Annotated in this window: 19 protein-coding genes and 1 pseudogene; 13 read left to right on the top strand and 7 right to left on the bottom strand. The window is 71.1% G+C overall.

All coding sequences use genetic code 11. The annotated features are described in order from the left end of the window. The first annotated feature begins 36 nt into the window (after nt 1-36). Nucleotides 37-744, top strand: a complete 708-nt coding sequence (locus ACFS27_RS28750; protein ID WP_377190713.1) for a FadR/GntR family transcriptional regulator — start codon at nt 37-39, stop codon at nt 742-744. 126 nt (nt 745-870) lie between these two features. Here the strand turns inward: ACFS27_RS28750 and ACFS27_RS28745 are convergent, their stop codons facing one another. Continuing rightward, nucleotides 871-1,371, bottom strand: coding sequence for a MarR family winged helix-turn-helix transcriptional regulator (locus ACFS27_RS28745; RefSeq protein WP_377190711.1), 501 nt, complete (start codon nt 1,369-1,371; stop codon nt 871-873). 102 nt (nt 1,372-1,473) lie between these two features. Between ACFS27_RS28745 and ACFS27_RS28740 the strand changes: the two genes are divergently transcribed. Further along, a complete protein-coding gene (locus ACFS27_RS28740; RefSeq protein ID WP_377190709.1) occupies nt 1,474-3,765 on the top strand; it encodes an LLM class flavin-dependent oxidoreductase in 2,292 nt (763 codons plus the stop codon). Nucleotides 3,766-3,818: 53 nt separating this feature from the next. Here the strand turns inward: ACFS27_RS28740 and ACFS27_RS28735 are convergent, their stop codons facing one another. Further along, nucleotides 3,819-4,691 carry a DUF1963 domain-containing protein gene (locus ACFS27_RS28735; protein ID WP_377190708.1) on the bottom strand — a complete coding sequence of 291 codons (873 nt, stop codon included), beginning with the start codon at nt 4,689-4,691 and terminating at the stop codon, nt 3,819-3,821. A gap of 144 nt (nt 4,692-4,835) precedes the next feature. Here ACFS27_RS28735 and ACFS27_RS28730 point away from each other — a divergent pair, with 144 nt between their 5' ends. The 3 genes from ACFS27_RS28730 (at nt 4,836) to ACFS27_RS28720 (ending at nt 8,053) form a co-directional block, all read left to right on the top strand. Further along, on the top strand, nt 4,836-5,450 hold the full coding sequence (locus ACFS27_RS28730) for a SprT-like domain-containing protein (protein ID WP_377190706.1): 615 nt from the start codon (nt 4,836-4,838) through the stop codon (nt 5,448-5,450). 4 nt (nt 5,451-5,454) lie between these two features. Continuing rightward, nucleotides 5,455-6,495 carry a 3-oxoacyl-[acyl-carrier-protein] synthase III C-terminal domain-containing protein gene (locus ACFS27_RS28725; protein WP_377190704.1) on the top strand — a complete coding sequence of 347 codons (1,041 nt, stop codon included), beginning with the start codon at nt 5,455-5,457 and terminating at the stop codon, nt 6,493-6,495. 145 nt (nt 6,496-6,640) lie between these two features. Beyond that, nucleotides 6,641-8,053, top strand: a complete 1,413-nt coding sequence (locus ACFS27_RS28720; protein WP_377190702.1) for a Gfo/Idh/MocA family protein — start codon at nt 6,641-6,643, stop codon at nt 8,051-8,053. A 163-nt stretch (nt 8,054-8,216) separates the two neighbouring features. On the opposite strand, the gene ACFS27_RS28715 is transcribed toward ACFS27_RS28720, so the two are convergent. The 4 genes from ACFS27_RS28715 to ACFS27_RS28700 form a co-directional block, all read right to left on the bottom strand. Continuing rightward, nucleotides 8,217-9,776, bottom strand: coding sequence for a pectate lyase family protein (locus ACFS27_RS28715; RefSeq protein ID WP_377190700.1), 1,560 nt, complete (start codon nt 9,774-9,776; stop codon nt 8,217-8,219). Between the two features lie 108 nt (nt 9,777-9,884). Further along, nucleotides 9,885-10,952 carry an AEC family transporter gene (locus tag ACFS27_RS28710; RefSeq protein ID WP_377190698.1) on the bottom strand — a complete coding sequence of 356 codons (1,068 nt, stop codon included), beginning with the start codon at nt 10,950-10,952 and terminating at the stop codon, nt 9,885-9,887. Nucleotides 10,953-11,009: 57 nt separating this feature from the next. Next, on the bottom strand, nt 11,010-12,197 hold the full coding sequence (locus ACFS27_RS28705) for a Gfo/Idh/MocA family protein (protein ID WP_377190696.1): 1,188 nt from the start codon (nt 12,195-12,197) through the stop codon (nt 11,010-11,012). Continuing rightward, nucleotides 12,194-14,260: a DUF6807 family protein gene (locus ACFS27_RS28700; RefSeq protein ID WP_377190694.1), complete on the bottom strand. Its 2,067-nt coding sequence runs from the start codon at nt 14,258-14,260 to the stop codon at nt 12,194-12,196. Before ACFS27_RS28700 ends, ACFS27_RS28705 begins: the two co-directional genes overlap by 4 nt. Before the next feature lie 270 nt (nt 14,261-14,530). On the opposite strand from ACFS27_RS28700, the gene ACFS27_RS28695 reads away from it, so the two are divergent. The 4 genes from ACFS27_RS28695 to ACFS27_RS28680 all read left to right on the top strand — a co-directional run bounded on the left by ACFS27_RS28695 (nt 14,531) and on the right by ACFS27_RS28680 (nt 19,512). Further along, nucleotides 14,531-15,454, top strand: a complete 924-nt coding sequence (locus ACFS27_RS28695; protein WP_377190692.1) for a carbohydrate ABC transporter permease — start codon at nt 14,531-14,533, stop codon at nt 15,452-15,454. After that, nucleotides 15,447-16,400, top strand: a complete 954-nt coding sequence (locus ACFS27_RS28690) for a carbohydrate ABC transporter permease (RefSeq protein WP_377190690.1) — start codon at nt 15,447-15,449, stop codon at nt 16,398-16,400. Before ACFS27_RS28695 ends, ACFS27_RS28690 begins: the two co-directional genes overlap by 8 nt. Nucleotides 16,401-16,449: 49 nt before the next feature. Further along, complete coding sequence (locus ACFS27_RS28685) at nt 16,450-17,796, top strand: ABC transporter substrate-binding protein (protein WP_377190688.1); 1,347 nt, start codon at nt 16,450-16,452, stop codon at nt 17,794-17,796. Between the two features lie 117 nt (nt 17,797-17,913). Beyond that, nucleotides 17,914-19,512 carry a UxaA family hydrolase gene (locus ACFS27_RS28680; RefSeq protein WP_377190686.1) on the top strand — a complete coding sequence of 533 codons (1,599 nt, stop codon included), beginning with the start codon at nt 17,914-17,916 and terminating at the stop codon, nt 19,510-19,512. 73 nt (nt 19,513-19,585) lie between these two features. Here the strand turns inward: ACFS27_RS28680 and ACFS27_RS28675 are convergent, their stop codons facing one another. Then, nucleotides 19,586-21,070 carry a hypothetical protein gene (locus ACFS27_RS28675; protein ID WP_377190684.1) on the bottom strand — a complete coding sequence of 495 codons (1,485 nt, stop codon included), beginning with the start codon at nt 21,068-21,070 and terminating at the stop codon, nt 19,586-19,588. A gap of 56 nt (nt 21,071-21,126) precedes the next feature. On the opposite strand from ACFS27_RS28675, the pseudogene ACFS27_RS28670 reads away from it, so the two are divergent. The 4 genes and pseudogenes from ACFS27_RS28670 to ACFS27_RS28655 form a co-directional block, all read left to right on the top strand. Further along, nucleotides 21,127-21,309: pseudogene (locus ACFS27_RS28670) on the top strand (Fic family protein); the annotation flags it as partial. A 241-nt stretch (nt 21,310-21,550) separates the two neighbouring features. Continuing rightward, nucleotides 21,551-21,805 carry a DeoR family transcriptional regulator gene (locus tag ACFS27_RS28665; protein WP_377190682.1) on the top strand — a complete coding sequence of 85 codons (255 nt, stop codon included), beginning with the start codon at nt 21,551-21,553 and terminating at the stop codon, nt 21,803-21,805. Between the two features lie 159 nt (nt 21,806-21,964). After that, on the top strand, nt 21,965-22,882 hold the full coding sequence (locus tag ACFS27_RS28660) for a glycoside hydrolase family 19 protein (RefSeq protein ID WP_377190680.1): 918 nt from the start codon (nt 21,965-21,967) through the stop codon (nt 22,880-22,882). 111 nt (nt 22,883-22,993) lie between these two features. Next, nucleotides 22,994-24,049: an aldo/keto reductase gene (locus tag ACFS27_RS28655; protein ID WP_377190678.1), complete on the top strand. Its 1,056-nt coding sequence runs from the start codon at nt 22,994-22,996 to the stop codon at nt 24,047-24,049. The last annotated feature ends 33 nt before the right edge of the window (nt 24,050-24,082 follow it).

Raw genomic sequence — 24,082 nt, 5'->3', positions numbered from 1 at the left:
CACCATAGCCCACTGTGGACAGACCACTGAAGTAGCATGACGCGAGTGAGAACCCACGAGCGTGTCCTGGCCCAGATCGAGTCGGGCCTGACCGCGGGCAAGTGGTCCATCGGCGAGCGGCTCCCGGCCGAGCGGGCGCTCGCGGAGGAGCTGGGGGTGTCCCGCCCGTCGGTGCGGGAGGCCATCCGCATCCTCGAGGCGATGGGCATCGTGCGCACCGCCGTCGGCTCCGGCCCGAGCGCGGGCGCCACCGTGATCGACCGGCCCGCGGCGGGCCTGGGCGCGGCCGTGCGGCTGCACGTGGCGTCCGGCACGCTGCCCGTGTCCGACGTCGTCCGGACGCGCGTGCTGCTCGAGGCAGGTGCCGTGCAGGACGCCGCCGCCCGGGTGACCGACGACGCCGCGCTGGCGAGCGTGCGCGAGCACGTCGAGGCGATGGCCGACCCCGACCTCGACGTCGCCGCGTTCGTCGAGCACGACCAGGACTTCCACATCGAGCTGGCCCGGCTCGGCGGGAACCAGCTGGTGGAGGCCATCCTGAGCGGGATGCGCGCCGCTGTCGGCTCCTACGTCGTGACGGGCGCCGAGCGGCTCGAGGAGTGGCCGAGGACCGCGGCGCGCCTCTGCGCCGAGCACCGCGGGATCCTCGATGCCGTGGCGCGGCACGACGGCGCGGAGGCCGAGCGCCTGACGCGTGAGCACATCGAGGGCTTCTACCGCGAGACGGGGCTGGGCGAGCGCTGAGCCAGGCAGGCGAGCGCTGAGCCCGGCGGGGCGCCTCGGCCGGGCGGGGAAACTGATGTTCGGCGGGGCGTGTTGCCGAGGGTTGACAACGTCTACCCGGAGCAACGTGCCTGACTCGCGATGTGTCTACCCGGCCTGTCGGCCGGTGGCCTGGACCACCGTGCGGCACGGGTCGTCGTCGGGCCCGGTGCCGGTGGCTGCGCGTTCCAGCAGCTCCCGGAGCAGCGCGCGCTGCTCCGGCTCGAGTCCCGCGAGCAGCTCGTCCTCCGCCGCGGCGACGCGGGCGTCCATCCCCGCGAGCACCTCCAGGCCCTTGTCCGTGGCGACGATGCGGCGCGCGCGCCGGTCGGCAGGGTCCTGCTGCCGCTCGACGAGCCCGCACTCCTCGAAGGCGTCGAGCAGGTAGGTCATGACGGTGCGGTCGATGCCGAGCGTCGAGGCGAGCGCCGCCTGGCTCGGCAGGTTCCCGTGCACCACCGCCGTGAGCAGCTGGTAGCCGCGCGTCCCCTGGGGCACGTCGTCGGCGGCGGCGTCGACCCGCGCGCTCCACTCGCGCAGGAGCGCGGCGAGGGACCAGCCGAACAGGGAGTGCTGACCCGTGCGGGTCTCGGCGGGCGCGGTGCTCATGCTCGTCATCCTACGGGAATGTGCAGAGATTCAGAAGAGTTGCGAGTAATATCATCTGCTAGACAGACGATTACCCATGACACCGGACAGGACAGAAGGCACATGACTGACTACGGGCACGATCTGCTCTTCGGTACGTTCATCACCCCGACCCACGCCGATCCGCAGGGCCCTGTCCGGCTGGCCCAGCTCTCGGAGCAGCTGGGCCTCGACCTGGTCACGTTCCAGGACCACCCGTACCAGCCGTCGTTCCTTGACACCTGGACGCTCATGTCCTGGGTGGCCGCTCAGACGGAGCGCATCCACATCTCCGGGAACGTCCTCAACCTGGGCATGCGCCAGCCCGCGGTCGTGGCGCGCTCGGCCGCGAGCCTCGACCTCCTGAGCGGCGGGCGGTTCGAGATGGGCGTGGGCGCCGGCGGGTTCTGGGACGCGATCGCGGCCATGGGCGGCCCGCGCCGCACGCCCGGCGAGGCCGTCAGTGCCCTCGAGGAGGGCATCGAGATCATGCGCGGTATCTGGGACGCGTCCAACCGCACCCCGCTGCGTGTCGCCGGAAAGTTCCACCAGGTCGACGGCGCCAAGCGCGGCCCGGCCCCTGCGCACGACATCCCGATCTGGCTCGGTGCGCTCAAGCCGCGCATGCTCCGCCTCATCGGCGCGAAGGCCGACGGCTGGCTGCCCTCTCTGCCCTACCTGAAGGACGGCGACCTGGCCCGCGGCAACGCCACGATCGACGAGGCGGCGCTGGCCGCCGGGCGCTCGCCGAGCGAGATCCGCCGTCTGCTCAACGTGGGCGGGGCGATCACCGACCGCTCGTCGGGTCCGCTGCAGGGGCCCGCCGACCAGTGGGTCGAGGAGCTCACCCGGATGGCGCTCGAGGACGGCGTCAGCACGTTCATCGAGATCAGCGACGACCCGGACCAGATCCGGGCGTTCGCGGAGGAGGTCGTTCCGGCCGTCCGGGAGGCGGTCGCCGCCGAACGGCGCCGTGCCGGCACGACGCCGGCGTCGGCCCGCCGTGGTGCGACGGCGCTCGCCGCCCGGCGGCAGGGCATCGACTACGACTCGCTCCCGCCCGAGCTGGCCGCCCGGGCCGTGGAGCCCGGCGACCGTGAGTACGGGTCCGTGCGGCACAACTACCTGCGGACCGGGGCTCCGGGCCTGGTGCTGCGGCCGCAGGGCGCCGAAGAGGTCGCCTCCGGGCTGGCCTGGGTGCAGAAGCAGGACGTCGAGCTCGCCGTCCGCTCGGCAGGGCACGGCATCTCCGGCCGGTCCACGAACGACGGCGGTGTGGTGCTGAGCATGAGCGGCATGCGGTCGGTCGAGGTGGTCGACGAGGCCACGCGGCGCGTGCGGATCGGGGCCGGCGCGACCTGGGGCGAGGTGGCGGAGACGCTCGCGCCGCGCGGCTGGGCCATCACGTCGGGTGACTACGGCGGCGTGGGCGTCGGCGGGCTCGGGACCACCGGAGGCATCGGCTACCTTGGCCGGCTGCAGGGGCTGACGATCGACCACGTGGTCGCCGCAGAGGTCGTCACCGCCGACGGCCGGGTGCTGCACGCCTCCCGCGACGAGCACCCGGACCTGTTCTGGGCGCTGCGCGGCGCCGGCGGGAACATGGGCGTGGTGACCTGGCTGGAGCTCGAGGCCGGCGTGGTCGGCGACGTGGTCTTCTCCCAGATGACGCTCGACGCGGCCGACACCGTGGGGCTCCTGGAGAAGTGGGGAGCCGCCGTCGAGGCGGCGCCGCGCGGGCTCACGTCGTTCATGGTCCTGGGCCGCGGACGCGGCGGCCAGGGACCGATGGCGCAGCTCATGACGGTGATCGCGGCGGAGGGCGCCGACGTCGACCCGGACGAGGCCATCGCCCAGCTGGAGCTGCTGGCCGACGCCGGACCGCTGCTCGGCCACCAGGCGCAGCTGCTGCCGTACTCCGGTGTGGTGCGCACGGAGGAGGCCCACCACGCGGGCGGCGGCGACCCGTCCGCGCGGGGAGGTCTGCTGACCCATCTCGACCAGGGCACGAGCAGGGCGATCGAGCGGCTGCAGGGCACAGGGGAGCCGTACTTCGTCCAGCTCCGTGCGACGGGCGGGGCCGGGAACGACGTCGCGCCCGACGCAACTGCGTACGCGCACCGGCACCAGAACTTCGCGCTCACGGCGCTCGGCACCAACCAGGACCGGCTCAACCAGGCGTGGGACGCGGAGATCGGGCCGGTGATGGACGGCTCGTACCTGTCGTTCGACACCGACCACCGGCCCGAGCGGCTGCTGGAGGCGTTCCCTGAGCCGACGCTCGCCCGGCTGCGGACGGTGAAGGCCACGTACGACCCGTCGAACCTGTTCCGGACCAACTTCCCGATCCCGCCGGCCGGGTCGCCCCTCGGGTGATGCAGCGGTGCCGGCAGCTCCCGGTGGGGCGAGGCGGCGCTCCGCGAGCTCTTCTACTCGGTGAAGTCGGTCATGGAGAGCATCCTGTCCAGACGGCCGGCGGCCAGGTCGTCGCGGTGGATCGACATACGACCGTAGTAGAGCTCGGCAAACGGGAGAAAGCTGGCGAGCGACACCCACTCGTTCATCAGCCTGCGCTGTTCGTCCGCCATGCGGTCGAACCATTCCTCCCGCGGAATGGTGGTCCCGTCGCTCTTCTCGCGTTCCCGGAGGATCTGGTTCGCCAGCATCTCGAGCACCTCGTCGTCGGCGTACCCGCCGAGAAAGCCGCTTGAAAGCCCGTCGCTGGGAGGCCAGAGCTCGTCGGCCAGGGCTTCGAGCTCGTCCAGGTGCGGCATGGAGCTCCTGAGCTCGTGGGCCATCTGCTCGTGGAAGGGCAGCATCTCGTCCTCGTCCATGTCGAGGCAGTCGGGCAGCCACGCGACGACCGCGGCGCTGACGTCGTACTGCTCGTCGGCGACCAGTTCGGAGTGCGGAGGTTCTGCTACCGCGGTCTCAGCGCCTGCCGGTACGTGCATGACCCGCGCGTACCCCCGGTGCTCGGCATGGCACTCCTCATGGTCGTACCGGTGGTCCAGGAAGAACAGGAGCGAGCCGTCCAGGGGCAGGTCGAATCCGTCGACCCGTGGCAGCGCCGCACAGTCGACCGAGAAGACGAACGGCAGGTCCCCTTGCCCGTTGTCCGGCCAGCTCGTCCCCACCGGTAGCCGGGGCGACCCGCCGAACCGTCCGACGGGAACCCCACCGGAGCCGGCGGCGCCTTCCAGCCTGATCGCCCACCGGAGGTGCCCGATGAACCTGCTGACCTCGTCTTCCGGGACGTCCAGGCCGAGCGCCGCGCGACGAAACTGCTCCCGATAACCCATGGGCCGGAATGGTGCCACGGTTCATGTCGACGGTGTGCGGTACGAGGCTGTGGATAACCTTGCGCGGGTGTCAGTGGAGCCCCGTAGGTTCGATCGCGTCCGGGAGGGCCGGACGCTTCGCTCACGATCACCGCAGGGGTACGCATGAACCTTGTCGCCGCATCGCGCCTGGCGCGCGAGCTGATGGACCAGCACGGCCTGAAGGCCTGGACGTTCGAGTTCGACGACGCCGTCCGGCGCGCCGGGATGTGCAGCTACGGCAAGAGGCGCATCAGCCTCTCCGCGCCGCTCACCCGGATCCACGAGGAGCGGGAGGTGCGGGACACGATCCTGCACGAGGTGGCGCACGCGCTCGCCGGCCCGAAGGCCAAGCACGGGCCGGCGTGGCGTGAGGTGGCGGTGCGGATCGGGTGCTCGGGCCAGCGGTGCGTCGACCCGTCCGCGCCGTCGATCGACGGGCCGTGGGTCGGGGCGTGCCCGGTGGGCCACCGGACCACGCGGTTCCGGCGGCCACCGGGCATCATGTCCTGCCGTTCGTGCGGGCAGCGGTTCGACCTGGCCAACCTCGTCGCGTGGACGTACAAGGGTCGCAACGCGGCGATGGGGGAGCGGTACGACGCTCAGGTACGCGGGGCGCTCCGTGAGGTGGGCGAGGTGCCGGAAACCGGGCCGGGGGCGGAGGAGCGCATCGTGCGGGCTGCCAAGGAGCGGGTCCCCGGCCTGACCGTCGAGCCGTTCGACCTGAGCGCGCTACGTTGACCTCATGGCTACGTCGCCCGCACTCGAGCTCCCGCCCGGCGCTGCCGGCTCCCGCATCATCGGCCTGGGGCACCACCAGCCGCCGAAGACCCTCTCCAACGAGGACATCGCCGAGCTCGTCGAGACCAACGACGAGTGGATCCGGTCGCGCACCGGCATCGTCACCCGCCACGTAGCGGCCGACGACATCACGGTGGCCGACATGGCGACCGCCGCTTCCGAGCACGCGCTCGCCGACGCGCGCGTGGCCGCTGACGCCGTCGACCTGGTGATCGTCGCGACCGCCACCAACGACGACCGCTCGCCGAACACGGCCGGGCGCGTCGCGTACGCGCTGCGCACCGGCGTCCAGCCCGGCGCCTCGACACCCGAGGGCGAGGAGGCGCCGGACCTGCGCAACGTGGTGGGCCCGGCGGCGATGGACCTCAATGTGGCGTGCTCGGGGTTCGCGCACGCGGTCGGGCTGGCCGACCAGGCGATCCGCACCGGGTCGGCGCGCACGGCCCTGGTGATCGGTGCGGAGAAGCTCACCGCGTTCACCGACTGGACCGACCGCTCGACCTGCATCCTCACGGCCGACGGCGCCGGTGCTGCGGTGCTGCAGGCAGCGGACGTCCCCGCCGTCGGGCCGGTGGTCTGGGGTACGGAGCCCGAGCTCACGCCGGCGGTGCGGATCGAGGTGCCAGAGGTGAAGTTCCAGCAGGACGGCCGGGCGGTGTTCAAGTGGGCCATCACCCGGGCCGCCGACCGGGCGCGCGACGTCGTGGCGCGGGCCGGGCTGGGCATCGACGACATCGAGGTGCTCGTCGCGCACCAGGCGAACCTGCGGATCATCGAGCCGCTCGCCAAGGCTCTCGGGCTGGAGGGCAAGGTGGTGGTCACGGACATCACGGAGTCGGGCAACACGTCGGCGGCGTCGATCCCCATGGGGCTGTCCAAGTGGTGGCACGCCGGCAAGATCCCGGCGGGTGTGCCGGCGCTCCTGTTCGGGTTCGGTGGCGGGTTCGCCTGGGCCGGCCAGGTGGTCATCACGCCCGAGCGGTGAGCCGAGGGGCGGCGATCTCGGGCCGGTACCGCCGGGCCGGCACACCGCCCTCTCGCACGCCGATCATGGACAGCGCTTTCCAACCCCCGTATCGTTTCAGTCCCATCCACCCGACGTCGACGACGACCGAAGGAGCTCTCCACCGATGCCTGAGCCGACCCCCGAGCCGACCACCGAGCCGATCACCGGTCCGACCCGAGACCCCGCGCCGCCGTCGGGCCCGCTGCCCGAGGGCCGCCGCCGCTACGCGGTGGTCGGCACCGGGCACCGCGCGTCCATGTACATCGACGCCCTGATCGGCACGCACGCGCCGGACGGCGAGATCGTCGCGTGGGTCGAGCCCAACCCGGTGCGCGCGGCTGCGTACGAGGCGCGGGTGGCGGCCGCGCTCGGGGGTATCCGCCCCGTGTACGAGCCGGACGACCTCGAGAAGGCGATCGCGGAGCAGTCCGTGGACCGCGTGATCGTCACCTCGGTCGACCGCACCCACGGTGACCTCGTCGCTCGCGCGCTGCGGGCCGGCGCCGACGTCGTCGTCGAGAAGCCCATCGCCGCGCACGCCGACCAGGCACGGGAGATCGTGGACGCGGTCGCGGAGACCGGGCGCGACCTCGTCACGACGTTCAACTACCGCTACTCGCCGCGCAACAGCGCGCTGCGCGAGGTGATCGCTGGCGGCGAGATCGGCCGCGTGCTGTCGGTCCACTTCGACTGGGCCCTCGACACCGTGCACGGGGCCGACTACTTCCGTCGCTGGCACCGCGAGAAGGTGAACAACGGCGGTCTGCTGGTCCACAAGTCGAGCCACCACTTCGACCTGGTCAACTGGTGGATCGACGGCGTGCCACAGCGCGTCTTCGCCACCGGCGGCCGACGCTTCTACGGCGACGACGGCGCCCACGAGTCCGGCTACGAGCCCACCGAGACCGAGCGTGCGCTGAACGAGCGCGGTGTCGACCCGTGGCAGCTCTCCGTCGAGAAGAACGCGTGGCTGTCCACGCTCTACGGGCCCGAGGCCCAGGCGGTGGACGGCTACGTGCGCAACCGGTCGGTGTTCGACGAGGGGATCACCACGGAGGACACGCTGGGGCTCGTCGTCGAGTACGAGGGCGGCGCGCTGCTGACCTACTCGCTCACCGCGCACGCGCCGTGGGAGGGCTACCGCGTGGTGGTGAACGGTACGCGCGGTCGCGCGGAGCTGGAGGTCACGGAGCGCGGCTCGGTCGAGTTCGGTGAGGACGGCGCGGCGATCCTCGACCCGAGCGCCACCGAGGTGTTCGCCGCGGACCCGGTGCGGCCCGTCGGGGAGCGGCTCGTGGTGCAGCGGCACTGGGAGCGCGCCGAGGAGCGGACCATCGTGCGCGGCGGCGGCGGGCACGGCGGTGGTGACGCCCTGCTGCTGGCCAGCGTGTTCGCGCCGACGGGCGAGCCGGACCCGCTCGGCCGCGCGGCCGGCTACGTCGACGGCGTCCGCGCCTCCTCTGTCGGCTACGCGGGCAACCGCTCGCTGGAGACGGGAGACCCGGTCCGGATCGAGGACCTCGCCCTCGGTATCTGACCCGGGTGGTCCGACGATCGACGAGCTCGACTTCACCGGCCACCTGGAGATCGGCGCGGCCTGCGTTCCTCGGCCGGCCTGAGCCGGCCGAGGTCGCCGCGTGGTTCTCCCTGAACCGCGCTGGCCCGTGCCCGCGTCGCCAGGGACCTCGACGCGATCGCAGCTACCTCGGCAGCACCGACCTCAGCTCGCCCGTACCCGCGCGGGCCATGACTACCCACGGGACCGCCGCCGTGGGCAGCAGCCGGTACCGGTACGCGTCCGACGGCGCCCAGCGGGCCTCGTCGGCCAGCGGCGTCGACGCCGTCGCGTTGTAGGCCGCCACGAGGTCGGCCCGCCGGCCGTTCAGCGTGGTGCCCGACTCGCTGAGCATCGTGCCGCCGTACGCGCCGACCACGTTCGCCGGGTCGGACCCGCGGGCCAGCCGGACCGCGTTGTTCTCCACCACGAGGCTCGACTCCCTGCCGGAGCCCCAGTAGTACTGGAACGAGCCCGTCCCGGTCTGCCGGTAGTAGTTGTTGTAGGCGTGGACGTCGCCGTACCGGACGCGCGGTGCGCGCTGGCCGATGTCCTCCCAGTAGTTGTGGTGCAGGGTCACGCGGTGCTGCCCACGGTCCTGGGTGCGGGAGTCGGACGAGCCGATCAGCATCGTCTTGTCGTGGCTGAGGAACTCGTTGTACGACACGGTCACCAGGTCCGAGCCGTGGGTGATGTCGAGCAGGCCGTCGTGCACCTCGAACGGCCGCCCGTAGACGACGGGGAGGGAGTCGGCGGGGTGCGCTCCGTCGTCGAAGGTGGAGTGGTCCACCCACACGCTGGTGGACGTCCACAGGGAGACGTTGTCGTAGGCGGAGTTCCAGTTCCCGGCGTCGCCGTCACCCGGGTCCCACTGCGGGAAGCAGTCGTAGCCGTCCGAGAACCGCAGGTTTCGCAGGATGACGTTGTGCGCGTCCCGGACGCGGAGGTTCGCGCCGGAGATCTGGGCGTCGTCACCGACACCCACGATCGTCACGTTGGAACCGACGTGCTGTTGGGTCTGGGCTGCCTGCAGGCGCGCCGCCGCATCGCGCGCCTGCTCCAGCGGACCGGACGGGTCGGCCCGGCCCCACGGTCCTGCCGGGTCGTAGTGCGCGATGTAGTCGTCCATCGAGAACGGCTCGCCCGTACCCTCCACCGTCACCTGGGAGGCGAAGTCTTCGCAGGTCAGCGGGGTCCCGTCCGATGCGGTGAACGCATCGATCGCCCCCGTGACGTACACGATCCGCGGGGTGTCGTTGTACCGGGCGTCGTTCTGGCTCCCGCCCTCGCGGCCGGCGAGCGCGTCGCGGAGCTCGTGCCAGGTGTCGACCTCGTAGACCTCCGACCGGGTGGCCGCGGCTCCGCCCGTGGTGGGCCGCGCCTGCCGCTCCACACCCTCCGGGAACGTGGGGCCGGACCACGCGGCCCAGCCGTCGTCCGGCGAGATGGTCTCGCGGCCGAGGTCGCCGCGGTGCCCGCCCGGCGAGTGCCCGCCCGGCGAGTGCCCGACGGCGGCCGCTGGCCCTTCGGCAGAGCGCGCCACGGCCGTCGGCCCGACGGCGACCAGCACGCCGGCCATGCCGACGGCAAGCGCTATGGGCAGGGCGAGAGAACGCGTGCCAGGGCGCGCGCCGGGAAGCGTGAGGGCGCTCGCGGGCGTCGGGCCGATGGCTCGGCGCGGGCGGGGGACTGGTGGTGTTCGCATGTGACTCCCTTGTCCATGACCGGCCGTCCCGACGCTGGGAAACCGGTTTCTCGCAACGATGCCAGTCCAGCCGCTCCACCACAAGTCCCTGGCGACCGGGTCGGGCTTCTAACCCCCGAGGGCGCCGACGGCGACCAGGACGGGCACGCAGAGCGCCGTCGTCCAGACGGTCGCGCGCGCCGCGACTCCATCGAACACGCCGTACCGGGTCGCGTACGTGGTGACGTTCACCGCGGTGGGCAGCGCAGCCATCGTGACGACGAGGGTCAGGGCAGGCCCGTCGAGGCCCATGGCCGCTCCGACCCCCCACGCCGCGAGCGGATGGAGCACGTTGCGCACCAGGACGGCGAGCGTGACCACCGCCCGCACGAGCAGCCGGTCCCGGCCCGCCCACCACGGCGACCGAGCGTCTTCCGAGCCCGGTGACGGCTCGCTCGCGGGGGCCTGCGAGGTGAGGGCAGGCATCGGCACCGCGAGGGTCATCCCGAACGTCAGCAGGCCGAGCGGTGGCGCGGCGGCACCGATCAGGTCGAAGGGCAGCAGGGCGACCTCGGGCAGCCGCAGGCCGGTCAGCTCGCTGACCACCGCGACCAGCAGGCCGGCGAGCGTGCCGACGGTGATCGGGTTGCGGACGGCGGCGAGCGGGACGCGGACCACCGAGGTCCAGCCCGACCGGGCGGCCGTCCGAGGGGTCCCGGTCGCCGACGCGGACCGGTCGAGCACCGCAAGCGCCAGCGGTGCCAGCACGAGCAGCTGGAAGAGCAGGGTCGGCACCACGGCGAGGGCGTCGTCGAACAGGTAGACGGCGAGCGGGATCCCGATGTTGCCGCCGTTGACATAGACGGCGGCGAGCGTCGTCACGGCGACCGGGCCCGCCGACAGCCGCAGCACCCACCGCGCCACCGCCGCGCTGACCAGGGCGAGCGCGGCGGTCGTGATCCAGGTGACCGCTGCACCCCGCGAGACGACGTGCGCGAGGTCGGTCGCCGCCAGCGTGCTGAACATCAGCGCTGGCGCGCAGATGGTGAACGAGAGCGTCGCGAGCACGTGGCGGGCTCCGGCGCCGCTGTCGGAGCCCGCCGCAGCGCCCGATCGTGCGGCGCCGCGGGGGAGGGCGCTACCGGCGAGCAGGCCGCGCCGCTGGATCACCCAGCCCAGCGCGACGATGCAGGCCATGGACCCGATGGCAGTGAGTACCGACAACACCCGAGCAGCCTCCCACGGTCGGTCGCGCTACTTCTCGACCGTCCATGGGGCGCCCAGCTCCGTGAACGTGCGCTGCTCGCGCGCGGCCCGCTCGCACCACTCAGCAACGTCGCGCACCACCGGGTGCCGGGGGTCGCCCTCCGGGTTGCCCTGCGTGCCGCTGATCCTCCCCGACGCGCCACCGCTGGGGAGGCCCGTGTCGATACCGTCCACCCAGTCCACGAAGGCGTCCCCGATCGGCGTCGGGTCGGCGGCGGTCCGAACGGCCTCGAGCACCTGCATGAACGCACCGGTCTCCCGCGCGTCGCACAGGAGCCGTTCGCCGGTGCGGGCGCGGAGCAGGTTCTCCAGCAGGCCGGTCCGCCCGTACTGCTTTTCCGCGACGACGCGTCCGGTGCGCAGCCGGACCAGGTCGTGCTCGTACTCGAGCTCGATCTCGCCGGCGGTGCCCTGCACGATCACCCGCGCGGGTGTGCGTTCGGCCGCGCACAGCGTGAGCCCGAACCCGTAGCGCGTCCCGTCCGTGCCGACGGCCCGCAGGGACGACGTGTCGTCGGCCTCGATCGGGTTGGCGCGCCACAGGTCGGTGTTCACGTAGGCGAGGTCGGTGCTGGCCCTGGCGCCGCCGACCCACAGGGCGGTCGCCACGGCGTGCGCGAGCGGGTTGGTCACCGCGCCGTCCACGACGGCCCGGTCGCCCATGCGCCGCCGGCCCGCCCACGGCGAGCGGGCCCAGTATGCGGCGGTCCGTACCCAGGTGCCGACGGCGCCGATCCCGGTCACCTGCCCCACCTCGCCGCGCGCGATCATGTCGGCGACGGCGGGCAGCGCGTGGGAGCCGAAGGTCTGGAACCCGACCTGGCACAGGCGCCCCGTCCGGTCGGCGACGGCGACGAGCTCGGCATGCTCGGCGAGCGACGCGGTGGTCGGCTTCTCGAGCAGCACGTCGATGCCCGCCTCCATCGCGGCGCGCGCGAGCGGCAGGTGGGTGTGGATGGGGGTGGAGAGCACCACGACGTCGGGCAGCGTGCCGGTGTCCGCCGACAGCAGGTCACCCAGGCTCGCGAACCACGGCGCGGGGGCGTCGTCGGGCTCCCGCGGGTCGACGACGGCACTCAGCCGCGCCAGGCCCCTGGTCTCGAGGTCCGCGACCGTCCGCAGGTGCGAGCCGCCGTGGCCGTGGACGCCGACGACCGCGACCTTCGGCAGGCTCACCGCCGGCCGCCGTCGGTGAGGTCGGCGGCGAGTGCAGCGGCGGCAGGGCTCGTGAGCGCGGTGTCGAGCAGCACTGCGACGAGGTCGAGCTGTACGGAGCCGCCCTCCGGCACGAGCAGCGGCGCGTCCCACGCGAGCGCCGGGCAGGCCCCCGGGTACTCCGCCGAGCGCAGGAACCACGGGCGGACCTGGCTCGGCTGCACCAGCACGAGCGTCGTGGACCGGCCACCCTGCTGCTGCACGAACGCCACCCACGGTGACGTGCTGCCGTGCGCCCGGTTCTCGCCCGTGCCCGCCGCCGACAGGACCTTGGTGCTCTCGGCGATCGGCAGGCGCCAGAACAGGCCGCCGTAGCCGGCGCCCGGACGACCGTTGGTCGCGGGCGAACGGATCTCCAGGGGGCCGTGGTCGGCGTGCAGCGTCGAGCGCCAGTCGAGCACCCACCCGGGCGCGGCGGCAGAGCCGGGGGGCTGGGGCAGCAGGCGGGCCGTGATGCGGCGCTCCTCGCGGAGCTGCGGGTCGCCGTGCTCGTCGGACCACAGCACCTCCTCGACCAGGGCCTCGCCCGCTTCGGCTCCTGCGCCGGCCGCCCGCGTGGTGGGCGCGGCCTCGACGCGGACGTCTTCCGACGTCTGCCGGCCGTGGTTCTTCAGGAGCGTCGGTCCGACGTCCTCGATGAAGGTGCGGCCACCCCAGTGGCTGGTGCCGTTCACGTCGGGAACCGCGATGCCGACGCCGTAGTGATGGCGGTGGTCGACCGGGCTCACGTCGGTGAGCGGCACGCCCCCCAGGGTGTGCACCGGGTGCAGGTACGGGCGCCGCGCGTGGACCTTGGGCATGCGGCCGCCCGCGTCCCTGCGCACCAGCTCCAGCCCGTCGCCGCACGTCAGCACCACGGCTTCGGTGTCGGGGTCCGCGGGTACGGACCAGGTGGGTGCTGCCGTGGGCGGCACGGTCGGGATCTCCTCGTGCTGCACGGCGACGACGACGCCGTCGTCGTCGGTGACGTGCACGCGTTCCGGACCCTGGGGTACGGGCCCGGTACTGCCGCGCACCTCCAGGCTCGGCGTGAATCGAGCAGAGCTTGCGGGGTGGGCGTCGTCGTCGATCACGGCGTGCAGCTCCCTCCAGGCGTGGCGGCCGAGCTCGGCCTGCGGTACCGCGACAGTCGTCAGCGCGGGTGTGGCGTAACGGGACAGCTCGATGTCGTCGAAGCCGGCCACCGAGATGTCGGCGGGCACGGCCACTCCGGCCTCGTTCAAACCGGCGAGCAGGCCGAACGCGACCAGGTCGTTGAAGGCGACCGCTGCCGTGGCGCGGGTGGCGAGCACGGCGGGTGCTGCGGCGTGACCTGCCTGGATGTCGGGTCCGGCGGGCAGGTCGAGGATCTCCAGGTCGGCGTGCCGCTTCCGGGCGGTGGCGAGGCCGGCACGGCGCAGCTCGTCGGACGCGCTGCGTACGGGACCACCGAGGTAGACCATGCGGCGATGGCCGAGCGAGACGAGGTGCTCGACCACCTGGAGCGCGGCGTCCTCGTAGTCCACGACCAGGCTGGGCGCTGCTCCGCCGGTCTCCCGGTTGACCAGGACCACCGGCTCGACGTCGGCGATGAGCGCGCTGAGCTCTGCGTCCCCGATCCGCGGCGACACGAGGACCAGGGCGTCACAGCGCATCCGCGCCTCGAGCGCGATCGCGCCCTCCTGCTGGTCGTCCTCCACCGTGTCCGCGACGAGCACGCGGTAGCCGTCTTCCGCCGCGCCGTCCATGACGCCGCGCAGGATCTGCTGGAACACGGGATTGCCCAGGTCGGGCACCACGAGCGCCACGGTCTGGGTGCGGCCGAGCGCGAGGCTCCGCGCGGCGTTGCTGGGCCGGTAGCTCAGCCCTGCGGCGGCCTCCCGCACCCGTTCCGCGATGGTTGCGTCGACGGTGCTCCGCCCGTTCATGACGCGGGAGACGGTCGCCCGCGACACCCCGGCCGCCGTCGCGACATCCCCGATCGTGGCCATGACACGGCGCTGACCTGCGCGCTGACCTGCGCCCCGTGCGCTGTCGCTGACCATCTGCTCTCCGTCCGTCAACGTCGTCCGACCGGCGGGCGGGGGAGCTCCGAGCCATCCTTGGCGCGGCCCCCTCGCTGCCGGTTTCCCGATGTGACGGTACACCATGGGAAACCGGTTGCTCGTGTGGTACGTTCCTCCACCAGAGACCGGTTTCTCACCGATGCGACCGGGGATCGACGACGATCCGGAGGACAACGCGATGCGCCACCTGAACCGCGAGCCCGGACCTTGGCGGTCCGAGCCCCCGCCTGCCAGTGCGGGGGTGAACCCATGTCAGTGATCCAGGAGCTCTCCCGCAGCAAACAGAGCGTCAGCCCACGAAAGAAGGGCGACGGACGCTGGGCGCTCTTCTTCCTCGCGCCCTGGTTCGTCGGGCTCGTGCTCATCACAGCCGGGCCCATGGGCGCCTCGCTGTACCTGTCCTTCACGGACTACGACCTGCTCTCGCCGCCGCAGTGGGTGGGCGTCGAGAACTTCACGCGGATGTTCGAGGACCCACGGTTCCTCAACTCCCTCGGCGTCACGTTCATGTACGTGTTCGTCTCGGTGCCGCTGCAGCTCGCCGCGGCCCTCGGCCTGGCGCTGCTGCTCGACCGGGGGATGCGCGGGCTCGCCCTGTACCGCTCCGTGTACTACCTGCCCTCCCTGCTCGGCGGCTCGGTCGCCATCGCGATCCTGTGGCGCCAGATCTTCGGCGCGGACGGCCTGGTCAACCAGGTGCTGGCGATCTTCGGCATACAGGGTCAGGGCTGGGTCTCGCACCCGGACTACGCGCTCGGCACCCTCATGGCGCTCAACGTCTGGACGTTCGGCGCTCCCATGGTGATCTTCCTGGCCGGCCTGCGGCAGATCCCGCAGATGTACTACGAGGCCGCCTCGATCGACGGGGCGAGCAAGTTCCGCCAGTTCCGGTCGGTCACGCTGCCGCTGCTGACGCCGATCATCTTCTTCAACCTCGTGCTGCAGCTCATCGAGGCGTTCCAGTCCTTCACGAGGGCGTTCGTGGTGAGCGGTGGCAACGGCGGCCCGTCCGACTCGACGCTGCTCTACACGCTGTACCTCTACCTCAAGGGGTTCGGATCCCTCGACATGGGCTACGCGTCGGCGATGGCCTGGTTCCTGCTGCTGATCATCGGCGGCATGACCGCAGTCAACTTCCTCGCCTCCAAGTACTGGGTCTTCTACGATGACTGACGCCTCCACGCCCACACAGACCGCTACGGCGACGGCCGTGCTGCCGCCGTCCGACGGCGCCATACCGCCCGGCACCGAGGACCGCCGTCCGACCGTCCGGCCCCGGGGCCGACAGCTGCGCGCACGGGTGAGCAGCGTGCTCAAGCACGCTGGCCTGATCGCCTTCGGCTTCGTGATGCTGTACCCGCTGCTCTGGATGCTGGCCAGCTCGTTCAAGCCGAACGCGCTGATCTTCCGCGAGCCGGGGCTCATCCCCACAGACATCGACCTGTCCAACTACACGGACGGGTGGAACGCGCTGCTGCACCCGTTCAGCCACTACCTGATCAACTCGGCGATCGTCGTGCTCGGGTCGCTGCTCGGCAACCTGCTCTCCTGCTCCCTCGCGGCCTACGCGTTCGCGCGGCTCGAGTTCAAGGGCAAGCGGCTGTGGTTCGCGGTCATGCTGATGTCGATCATGCTGCCGATCCACGTGGTGATCGTGCCCCAGTACGTGCTGTTCTCCCAGCTCGAATGGATCAACACGTTCCTGCCGTTGATCGTGCCGAAGCTTCTTGCCACCGACGCGTTCTTCATCTTCCTCATGGTCCAGTTCTTCCGCGGGATCCCGCGCGAGCTGGACGAGGCAGCGACCCTCGACGGCGCCAACCACCTGCGCATCTACCTGCAGATCATGCTGCCGCTGTCGATGCCGGCCCTCGCCACCACGGCGATCTTCACGTTCATCTGGACCTGGAACGACTTCTTCAGCCAGCTGATCTTCCTGACCCGGCCGGAGATGTACACCGTGCCGATCGCACTGCGCACGTTTGTCGACTCCACGGGCGAGAGCTCGTGGGGCTCGCTGTTCGCCATGTCGATCGTGTCCCTGATCCCCGTCTTCATCGCCTTCCTGTTCGGGCAGAAGTACCTGGTCAAGGGAATCGCGACCACTGGAATCAAATAGCTCCACCCGCGCTGCGACAACGACGTCAACGTCACCGAAGGAGAAACACATGAGCACCACCGGCAACGGACTACCTACGAGGCGCGGCAAGCGGCTCGCCGCCTCGGCCGCGGGCATCGCAGCCGTGGCACTGACCCTCGCAGGGTGCGGGGGCGGCGACTCGGGCGTCGGCGGAGGCGGCGACGAGCCCGCTGCCGCAGAGGAGTGCCCCTGCGAGATCCGGTTCTCGTGGTGGGGATCCGACACCCGCCACGAGTCCACGCAGCAGATCATCGACGCGTTCCAGGCGGAGAACCCCGACATCACCGTGGTCCCCGACTTCACCGACTGGGACGGCTACTGGGACAAGCTCGCCACCTCGGTGGCCGCAGGCGACACGCCTGACGTCATCACCCAGGAGGAGCGCTACATCTCCGACTACGCCACGAAGAACGTGCTCGCGGACCTGAGCCAGCTCGACGTCGACACGTCAAAGGTCGACGACGGCGTCCTGGCCGGCGGTCAGATCGAAGGCGCGCAGTACGGCATCCCGACCGGCATCAACGCCTACGCGTTCGTCGCCGACCCGGCGCTCTTCGCCGACGCCGGTGTCGAGCTGCCTGACGACACCACCTGGACGTGGGACGACTACGTCACCACGGCGAACGCCGTCTCGGAGGGCGCCGGCGACGGCGTGTGGGGCACGCAGGACTACGGCTTCAACGAGGCGGGCCTCAACGTGATGGCGCGCCAGCGCGGCGAGACGCTGTTCACGCCGGAAGGAGAGCTCGGGGTCTCCGAGCAGACCGTCGCGGACTTCTTCCAGATCTCGCTCGACCTGATGGAGGGTGGCGGGCAGCCTGACGCCGCCCGTACCGTCGAGTACCAGGCCGCCGGCCCGGAGGGTGGACTGCTCGGTACCAACCAGGGCGCCATGGGCGTCTGGTGGACCAACCAGCTGGGAGCGCTGACGGACTCGTCCGGGCACGAGCTCGAGCTGCTGCGGCTCCCGGGTGAGACCGAGGGCGAGCGCACCGGCATGTACTACAAGCCGGCGATGTTCTACTCGGTCTCGGCGGACACCGAGTACCCGGAGGCCTCCGCGAAGTTCGTCGACTTCATGCTGAACTCCGAGGAGGCGGCGAAGATCATGCTGACCGACCGCGGCCTGCCGGCGAACACCGAGGTGCGCGAGGCGATCCTCGGCGACCTGTCGCCCACCGACCAGAAGATGGCCGACTTCATGGCGGACATCGAGGACGAGATCGTCGACACCCCGCCGGTGCCGCCGCACGGTTCCGCCGAGCTCGCCGACATCATGGAGCGCGTCAACACCGAGGTGCTCTTCGAGCGCATCACCCCGGAGGAGGCGGCGACCCAGCTCATCGATGAGGTCAACGCGGCCATAGCCGGCTGACACCCTCGTTGAGTGCGGGGTATCTGTTGACCTGGGACCGTCCAGCCAACAGATGCCCCGCACTCAGCGTGTCGGGTGTGGGTAGGGTGAAACGGTTCAGAACAGAGAGGTGCTGACGTGTCAGAGGTTGGTCTGCTCGTCCTGCGTCGGGGTGACGACGTCGCCGTCGCGACCCGCGACCTGAGCCCGGGTGACCAGGTCTCGGCGTCCGGAACCGGTCCGGTCGTGGTCGGGCAGCCGGTGCCGCGGGGGCACAAGCTCGCGTTGCGCGTGGTCCCGGCGGGTGCGGAGGTGCACAAGTACGGGCAGGTCATCGGGGTGGCGACCACCGACATCGCGCCGGGCGACCACGTGCACGCGCACAACCTCGGGTTCGAGGAGGGGGAGCGTGAGACGCCGCTGGGCGGCACGCACACCGAGCTTCCGGTGCCCGACGGCGCCCGCCCCACGTTCCGCGGTTACCGGCGGGCCGATGGCCGGGTCGGGACCCGCAACTTCGTGGCGATCCTGACGAGCGTGAACTGTTCGGCCTCGACGGCGAAGATGATCGCGGACCAGTTCAGCGGCTCGGCCCTGGACGAGTTCGGCAACGTCGACGGCGTCATCGCGCTGACGCACACGTCGGGCTGCGGCCTGGTGCCGGACTCTGAGGGCGGGCAGATCTTGCTGCGTACCCTGCGCGGGTACGCCGCCCACCCGAACGTGGCGGGTCTGCTGGTGCTGGGGCTGGGCTGCGAGATGGTGCCCGGTGCCGCGCTGTCCGCCCGGTCGGGGCAGGTCGCCGACCTGGGGATGCCGACGGTCGGCCCGCCCGACGACGCGAAGCAGGGGCTGCTGGCGTCTATCCCGGACGACACGGTCGTGCGGTCGCTGACCATCCAGGAGGCCGGCGGCGTGCGGGCCTCGGTGCGGGCGGGCGTTGCTGCCGTGCGCGAGATGCTGCCGTTGGTGAACGCGCGTGAGCGGGTCGAGTGCGACGTGTCGGAGCTGGTGCTCGCGCTGAACTGTGGTGGGTCGGACGGGTACTCCGGCATCACGGCCAACCCGGCGCTGGGCTGGGCCTCGGACCGTCTGGTCGCCTACGGGGCGACGTCGGTGCTGGCCGAGACGCCCGAGGTGTACGGGGCGGAGCACCTGCTCACGGCCCGGGCGACCGAGCCTGCGGTCGCGAAGAAGCTGCTGGACCGGATCGACTGGTGGCGGGGCTACGTCAAGGCGGGTGGCGGGACGCTCGACAACAACCCGTCGCCGGGCAACAAGGCCGGCGGGCTCACCACCATCCTGGAGAAGTCGCTCGGGGCCGTGGCCAAGGGCGGTCAGGCCGACCTGGGCGCCGTCTACGAGTACGCCGAGCCGATCACGGAGCGTGGGTTCGGTTTCATGGACACCCCGGGCTACGACCCTGTGTCGGTGACCGGCCTGGTGGCGGGCGGCGCCAACGTGGTCGTGTTCACGACCGGGCGGGGTTCGGTCTTCGGCTGCCGTCCGACGCCGTCGATCAAGGTGGCGACCAACACCCCGATGTACTCGGTGATGTCGGAGGACATGGACCTCAACGCGGGTGTGATCGTGGACGGCACCGCGACCGTCGCCGAGGTGGGCAGGCGGATCTTCGACCGTATCCTCGCCGTCGCGTCCGGGGAGCAGACGGTCAGCGAGGAGCTGGCGATCGGCGCCGAGGAGTTCATCCCCTGGCACATGGGTGCCGTCACCTGACATTGGTTGTGAGCGTGATCGTTGCGCCTGAACCCGGCACGTAGCAGCAACGATCGCGCCCACAACCAAGGGGTTACGGGTAGGTGACCACCTTTGCCGGGATCGTTTCCGTCCCGCTCGCTCTCGGGCCGACGCCGTTGATGACGTGCTCGTACGTGCCGACCCCGCCGAGCGACACGGTGAGCAGCGAGTGCATCCGCACCCCCGGCGTGACGGGCACCTCGAACCCGTTGTCCGAGACGATGGACGCGTCCGAGGTGAACACGCAGTACGAGCCAAGACCCCAGGCCTCGTGCTGCGTCACGTGGTCCGCGACCTGGTACGCCGCCCAGCCGCGGACGCCGTCGTGGTTCCAGGCCGCCTGGTTCGGCGGGTCGTACGGCAGCTCGTTCTGGTAGAAGATCGTGCGGCCGCGCTCCCCGTTCCACAGGGTGTTGTACTCCTGGTAGTGCTCCACGAAGAGCCCGTACCCGTCGACGTCGTCGCCGTTGACCACCAGCCCGTTGCGCGCGGTGTTCACGTCCCAGCCGATGCCCTCGCCGTGGTCGCCGCGCCACGACCAGATGTGGTCGATGATCGTGTCGTCGGCGTTCACGACGATCGCCTGGTCCACCCGACCGGCGTGCGCCCCGCCGACCCGGACGAACACGTCGTGCAGCGAGATCGGGTCGTCCGCGTGGTCGGCGGCCGAACCCTCCGTGCCGACCGTCAGCATCGACGGCGACTCGGCGGCCCCGGCGTCGAAGAGGACGCCGGCGACACGGACGCCGTCGACGTCGGCCACCTGCATCGCCGTCTGCCCGGCCGTCGGCACGATCGTCGCGTACCCGAGCCCGAGCACGACGGTGTCGGCGCGATTCACCTCGACGGTCTCGTCCAGCTCGTAGATCCCGGGCGTGAGCAGCAGGTGCAGGCCCTGGTCCAGCGCCTGGTTGATCCGCTCGGCGGTGTCGCCGGGGCGGGCCACGTAGAAGTCGTCCAGCGGCACGGAGGTGCCCGACGTCGTCCCGCCGTCCCAGGTCGCGCCCCTCGTCCCCTCGCGGGCGGACGGTACGAACACCGCGTAGTCCTCGCCGTCGAGGTACAGGTGCGGCTTCTCGCGGATCGTTCCCGTCGTGTCGAGGGTGGTCACGGCAGGCTCGGGGAACGACGTCGGCGGTGCGTTCTCGACGCCGGAGAACGTCATGTTCCACAGCGTTCCCGCCCAGCCGCCCGTGAGGGTGGAGTCGCGGGTGTACCACTGCTGCTGCGTCCAGGCGCGGACCTCGCCGTCGATCACGGAGTCGGCGATGTAGCCGCCCGACGCCCAGCCGTACCGCGACGAGTGCAGCATCAGGTTGCCCTTGACGTGGACCCGCCGCATGGGCGCCGCCTGCGACACCGCCCACCGCATGTCCCCGCCGGTCGGCGTGACGGCGAGGTTCTCGACGGAGCGCCAGAAGTTCTGCGTGGCGTTCCCCTCGAACCACTCGGCGTCGGCCCAGACGCCGCCCGTGATGTTCACGTCGTCAGGGTCGGCGCCCAGACCGGCGATCGAGGTGTGGAACCCGGCATTCACGTGCACCGGATAGGTGCCTGGCTCGAACAGGAACCTCGGCGATCCGCGGGCACGAGGTGTCGTTTCGGCGCGGCGAGGTGTATATCGGCGACTCTCTGGCAGGCAGGCGCATCTACACGCCTCCAGCCAGGCCTCAGGTGATCGAGCGTCTCCTCGACAACTGGGCGGCCTTCATCAACGAACCGTCGGACCTGGACCCGCTCGTGACGATGGCGGTTGCGCACTATCAGTTCGAGGCCATCCACCCATTCGGCGACGGCGACGGCCGCACGGGCCGGATCGTCAACGTGCTGATGCTCTGTGATGCCGGCCTGCTCCACCTTCCGCTGCTGTACCTCTCGCGCTACATCATCGAGAGCAGGGACGACTACTACCGTCTGCTTCGGGGTGTCACAGCGTCCAACGGCTGGGAGGAGTGGGTTCTCTACATGCTTGAGGGCGTCCGCGTGACCGCCGTGCAGCATCGAGCTGGTCGAGCAGGTGCAGGCAGTGCGGGTCGAGACCGTCGACGTGGTCCGGCACACGCTTCGTTCGGTCAACTCGGATCTTGTCGAGGTGCTCATGGAGCAGCCGTACTGTCGCGTCCGGGATGTGGTCGAACGTTGCGGGGTCACCCGTCAGACTGCTGTGCGCTGGCTGCGTGACCTGGTAGGCGCGGGAGTCCTTGCGGAAGTCAAGGCTGGGCGTGAGGCGATGTTCATCAACCGGCAGCTCATGAATGTACTCCGCCCCTGACGTGCAGTGCCGGAGGCGGGTGCTGTGGTCCCACTGGTCGCCCGTACGTGTCCTTCGTGTGGGAATCCCTCACGACCGCCCGTCCTCCATCTTGCTAGGTTTCCGAACAAATCGGTCGTCACACCGACGGCCCAGAAACCGGAAGCGAGGTGGTTCCCCGTGAGATCTCGTCGCGCACCGCTACTGATCGCAGCCCTTGTCGCTGCGCTGCTGACGACAGGGGCGGCAGCGGTCACCGTCCCTGCGGCTCATGCCGCCGTGGCCGACTGCGGCTCGCCGGCCTGGAGCAGCAGTGGGGTCTACGTCGGTGGCAACCAGGTCACGCACGCCGGTGTTGCGTGGCGGGCCAAGTGGTGGACCCAGGGTGAGACGCCCGGAACCACCGGCGAGTGGGGAGTCTGGGAGCGGGTGGGCGCCTGCGACGGTGGTGAGGGCCCGACCGACCCGCCCGGTACCGAGGACTTCCCGGTCAGCCAGGCGCAGTTCAACCAGTTCTTCCCCAACCGGAACTCGTTCTACACCTACTCCGGGCTCGTCGAGGCGCTCGGTGCGTACCCCGGCTTCGCCAACACCGGCAGCGAGACGGTCCAGAAGCGTGAGGCTGCCGCGTTCCTCGCCAACGTCTCCCACGAGACCGGCGGCCTGGTCCACATCGTGGAGCAGAACACGGACAACTACCCGCACTACTGCGACACGACCCAGCCCTTCGGCTGCCCGGCGGGCACCGCCCAGTACTACGGCCGCGGTCCGGTCCAGCTGAGCTGGAACTACAACTACAAGGCAGCGGGCGACGCCCTCGGGATCGACCTGCTGAACAACCCGAGCCTGGTCCAGACCAACTCCGCAGTCGCCTGGAAGACCGGGCTCTGGTACTGGAACACGCAGAACGGGCCGGGCACGATGACGCCGCACGCGGCGATGGTGAACGGCGCAGGGTTCGGCGAGACCATCCGCAGCATCAACGGCCGGATCGAGTGCAACGGTGGCAACCCGGCTCAGGTGCAGAGCCGCGTCGACACCTATCTCCGCTTCACCAGCGCGCTGGGCGTGGACCCTGGCGGCAACCTCTACTGCTGATCTGGGAGATCTGCCGGAACACCCTGCACCTTGTCGGACGCTCAGGTCACCGAGTGACCTGAGCGTCCGACACGTGCGATCGACCCGCAGCGCCCGTGCCACGATTGCCACATGCCTCTCGCATCTCCGTACCTGGCCGGCGACGACCGCTACGACACCATGTCCTACCGCCGCACCGGCCGTTCCGGCCTGGACCTCCCCGCGCTCTCCCTGGGCCTCTGGCACAACTTCGGCGACACCAGCCCGTTCGACACCCAGCGCGCCATCCTGCGCCGCGCGCTCGACCTGGGCGTCACCCACTTCGACCTGGCGAACAACTACGGCCCGCCCTACGGATCGGCGGAGGAGAACTTCGGCCGGCACTTCGCCGCCGACCTCAAGCCGTACCGCGACGAGCTGATCCTCTCCACGAAGGCCGGCTACGACATGTGGCCAGGGCCGTACGGGGACCACGGGTCCCGCAAGTACCTCATCGCCTCGCTGAACCAGTCGCTCACCCGGATGGGCGTCGACTACGTCGACGTCTTCTACCACCACCGGCCGGACCCCTCGACGCCGCTCGAGGAGACGATGGGTGCGCTCGCGTCGGCGGTCCAGCAGGGCAAGGCCCTGTACGTGGGCGTCTCCAACTACTCGCCGGCGCGGACGCGTGAGGCGGCACGGATCCTCGGCGACCTGGGCGTCCCGCTGCTCATCCACCAGCCGTCGTACTCGATGCTCAACCGGCACATCGAGAACCCGGACCACGAGGACGCGTACGACGGCAGGCAGAGCGAGTCCCTGCTCGACGTCGTCGGCGAGCTTGGCGTCGGGACCATCGTGTTCTCGCCGCTCCAGCAGGGTCTGCTGACCGACAAGTACCTCACTGGTGCGGCGCCCGAGGGGTCCCGGGCTGCCCGCTCCGACTCCCCGTTCCTCTCGTCCGGCGCTCTCACCGAGGACTACCTGAGCCGCGCCAGGGAGCTGAACGACATCGCGGCCGGCCGGGGCCAGACGCTCGCCCAGCTCGCGCTCGCCTGGGTGCTGCGGGACACCCGCGTGACCTCGGCGCTGATCGGCGCGTCGTCGGTGGCGCAGCTCGAGGACAACGTGGCGGCGCTCGGTGCGGGGCCCCTGACCGACGACGAGATCGGGGTGATCGAGCCCCTCGCGCAGCCGATCGGCTGAGCCCTGATCGGAGCGCAGGCCCCCGGGCCGACG

The organism is Promicromonospora vindobonensis (genome assembly GCF_042685865.1).
Taxonomy (GTDB): Bacteria; Actinomycetota; Actinomycetes; order Actinomycetales; family Cellulomonadaceae; genus Promicromonospora; species Promicromonospora vindobonensis.
This window is presented reverse-complemented; position numbering and strand designations above follow the sequence as displayed.